This window comes from Flintibacter muris, assembly GCF_943192995.1.
GTDB lineage: Bacteria > Bacillota > Clostridia > Oscillospirales > Oscillospiraceae > Lawsonibacter > Lawsonibacter muris.
Genome location: NZ_CALPCP010000095.1, coordinates 1 through 3,479, shown reverse-complemented (window position 1 = coordinate 3,479; position 3,479 = coordinate 1). Strand labels below are relative to the sequence as shown.

Sequence of the window (3,479 nt, the reverse complement as noted above, 5' to 3'; positions counted from 1 at the left end):
TCCTTTTTCAGCGCCTCCACCTTGGCCGCCAGGGTCACGGTGCCAGTGCTGTCCTTGGAGGTGACCTTGCCGTCCACAATTTTGGCGTCCTTGAGGAAGTCCGCCAGCACGGCCCGGACAGCGGTGACATTCTTAGCCCCGGCAGCGGTGAGCTCCGCATCCACGGCGGCCATGAGCTTGACGGTGGCCAGCTCCTTGTCATAGGCGGCCTTTTGGTCCTTGTTCTGCTGGGTCAGGGTTTCAATCTGCTTTTGCAGCTCCTCACTGGCCCCGGCGGACTTCTTCAGCTCCTCAAGCTGGCTGTCACGGGTCTTGACGCTCTCCGTGAGCTGGGTGACCTGGGCCTCCGCCTCCTTGAGCTTGCCGCTGGTGGCGTTGAAGTCGGTGCGGGACACAAAGCCCTTGCCGATTTCCTGAGACACCGCCGTGTCGATTTCGGGGGTGTACTTGTCCCCCAGGATAGTCTTGAGCCATTCCAATGCCATAGTGTTTTACCTCCTTGTTTTGTCTGCTGTCCTTTTTGTCCGGCCAGTCCCGGTATTGCAGGGCCCCTCTTGTAGTCCGCCGGGCCAGGCGGTAATGTGTATGAAAAAAGCACCGTGCATTTTCAGCACGATGCTCTAATCAACAGGTGGATTATTCGATTTCCACACCCTCCTGGCGCTCATTGACCGTTTCCTTGTCCGGGCACCAAAATGGTGCATCACAGCGGCCCAGCCAGTCATTCCAACGTGGGCACGAAGTACAGCACGGCTCCATTAGACACTCACCTCCATCCCGGCGTCAATAAAGCAGGTCCGGGTCATACTCCACCTCCGGCCAGAGCTCCGGGAGAGGCTTGCCACTCTGGAAGTCCCGGAGCACCCGGTCAGCGGTGGCCCCATCCGGGGGTGTATAGGCCGTGTCCTCATCGTCCGGGGCGTACACAAGACGGACGCCGGGCTCCTCTCCGCCAAAGCGCCCTCCAAACTTGGCCGTGTACTCAGCAGCGGCCTCCTGGAGCCGCCGGTCCTTTTCAAATTCGGGATAGGTCATCATACCACTCCATTCAAAAGTTTTTCAAATTCAGCCAGCGCCGTGGGAAAGTATTTTTGCATCAAAGCGTATTTGTCGGCGCTAAATTGGGCCTCATACATATGGGCAAAGGCCTCTTTTTCCACAGCCCCCGGCAGTTTCCAATAGCGCTTATTCCAGTGGCCGTAACTGCCCACGCACTTATTGGCGGACATCCCGCCGAACAGGTCAGAAATGGCGTTATAAAGTGGCCCCTGGATTTCCTGAGATACCACCAAATAGGCCTCCGTCTTTTTGATGCCGTGCTGTTTCATGGCCGCCTTGATATAGGCGGCGTAGTCACTCCGCAGGGCACTCCCAAAGTCCGGGGTGACCATAGAGGTGTAGCCCGTCCCAGGACAGGAAAGAAAATCAATATAGTGGCCATGCTCATGGAAAAACGTGGTGCCCAGGCCCCTTGGGTTGACGGCATCATCCGCAAAGTTCATGTTGACCTTTTGAGTGGCGGCGTTGAAGTGTGCGCCCTTTGTATATGCGCCGTCCGCCACAGAGCTGGAGGTCACATACTTGGAAAAGGCGTCTTGTGCAACAGGCGTGCCCGTAGCAAAGCGCTTTTCCAGTCCGTCTTGATAGGCTTGGGTCATGCTTGGCATACCCTTGACAGCCCCGGAAAAGTGCTGCTGGTTTGGAGCTATTGTACCACCAGCGGAGCCGGATGGCAACGGGCCCTGCACAAACTGCTGCCGCCAGTCCGCAAAGGTCATGTCCGCCGGGACCTTTTTGGTGGTGCCGTCCGGGTTTCGGGTCCACCGTTCACCAAGGGCCGCCATGTCCTCAAAATAGGGGGCCGTACAGCACCGGCACCAGGGATGGAACGGGGGAGCGGTGAGGCCCGGCTGATACTCAGACATCTTGAAAACCTGGCCGTCCAAGGCCCCACACAGCTCACAGGTGTCCTGGTCAAAGGACGCCACGATTTTGTAGCGCTCCACCCCCAGCTCACCATAGCAATCCTTTTGGGCGGCGCTGGCAAAATAGGCGCTTTCCGTCATGATGAGGCGGCCCGCTTTGCCCTTGGACACCTGGAATTGCTTGGCAACGGCGGCGATGGCCCGGTCAGGAGCCTCCCCCCGGATAATCATTTGTGTGAGCTGGGTGTTTACGCTGTTCACCAGGTCCCGCTTGTTGGTCCAGCAGCGGTCCCGGAATGTCTTATCATCCGCCGTCCAGGGGCGGGAGAGGACCTTTTTGATGGTGCCCTCATTGAGCGCCTGCATGGTCCAGCCCACGCCAAGGCCCCGCTGGACCTCAAAGGCGGTGCCGTAGTAGCTGCCCGCATAGATGCGCCGGGCGGCGGCGTCCACAAAGTCAAGCTGATTGGCATATAGGAGCTCCGCCTGCTGCTGGATTTGGAGCTTTAGCGCCTCCAGCCGTGTGATGTGCACCCTGGCGCTGGCGTTCTCAAGCTGGCGCATCCAGGCCCCGTCAAGGGCGTTTTGCTGGCCGTGGGCAATGTACTCTCCCACGGTCCAATGAAATTCGGCCAGCTCTCCCTTGGTCAGCAGGCGCTTGGCGTCCGCAAAGGTGATGCCGTTGGCGTCTGCAAAGCGCTGATACCAGGCGGCGATTTGCCGCTCAACCTCAGCCTGAGCGGCGGCAAATTGCCGCTCCATATTCTCCACATAGCCAAAAGACTGGTCCAGCAGCGCCCCCTCCATGTGCTTGAGGCGCTGGGCCCAGTATGCGGCGTTAGTCTGTCTGGCCATCGCCGTCACCACCGTCCTGGCCGGTCACGGGGTTGCCGCCGGAGCCGCCCCCGCCGTTCTGCCGGTTGGCCATAAAGGCGGCCTGGTAGGGGTCAGCAGCGGCCTCCTCCTTTTCCTTTTTGATGCGCTCAAGCTCCTGCTCCGGGTCAGACACCCAGGGGTGCATCTTCACAATGGTTTCATCGGAGAGGATGCCCACGGAGTTCTTGCAGTTGGTGATGGCCTCGCTTTCATTGATGAGGACATCCCGGTCAAAAATGACCTTGACCTCCACGCCGTCAAAGTTGGCCTTGCCGGTATTGACCAGGTGCCGGTTGACAAACCAAAGCAGTTCCTCCATGCTGGCCTGAAATTCCATCTCAATCCCGTTGGCGTCCAGGTCAATGTCAGAGTACATACTTTGGATGTTCATTTGATTGGGGTTTCCGCTCATACGCTCATCCTTGGCGTCATAGCCTCTGGCGTTTTCAATGATGGCGTCTTTCAACAGGGCCAGCAGGACCTTGTAGTTTTCGGCGTTGACCTCAATGGTCAGCGTGTCCACGCCGCCCTCGCTGCCCTCATAGGAGCGGACCTTGACCGCCCCGTAAATGGCCAGGTTCTTGCGGAATTTCCCCAGGTTCTCCCCCTCAGCGTTCTTGATGACCAGGACCGTGTTGTGCACGTCCTCCTCCATCTGATTGGCAAAGGTGGAGAGGA

The 3,479-nt window shown here is 58.6% G+C and carries 4 protein-coding genes; all 4 read right to left on the bottom strand.

Annotation, left to right across the window (positions count from 1 at the left end; genetic code table 11):
* The coding region (locus NFS22_RS23260; RefSeq protein WP_251320000.1) for a phage scaffolding protein at positions 1 to 485 on the bottom strand (485 nt) is incomplete at its 3' end.
* A 298-nt stretch (positions 486 to 783) separates the two neighbouring features.
* Positions 784 to 1,035, bottom strand: a complete 252-nt coding sequence (locus tag NFS22_RS23255) for a hypothetical protein (protein ID WP_251319999.1) — start codon at positions 1,033 to 1,035, stop codon at positions 784 to 786.
* Entirely contained in the window at positions 1,035 to 2,780 is a 1,746-nt protein-coding gene (locus NFS22_RS23250) for a minor capsid protein (RefSeq protein ID WP_160233020.1), read from the bottom strand. The genes NFS22_RS23255 and NFS22_RS23250 overlap by 1 nt, the downstream gene beginning before the upstream one ends.
* The coding region (locus tag NFS22_RS23245) for a phage portal protein (protein WP_251319998.1) at positions 2,764 to 3,479 on the bottom strand (716 nt) is incomplete at its 5' end. The genes NFS22_RS23250 and NFS22_RS23245, both read right to left, overlap by 17 nt.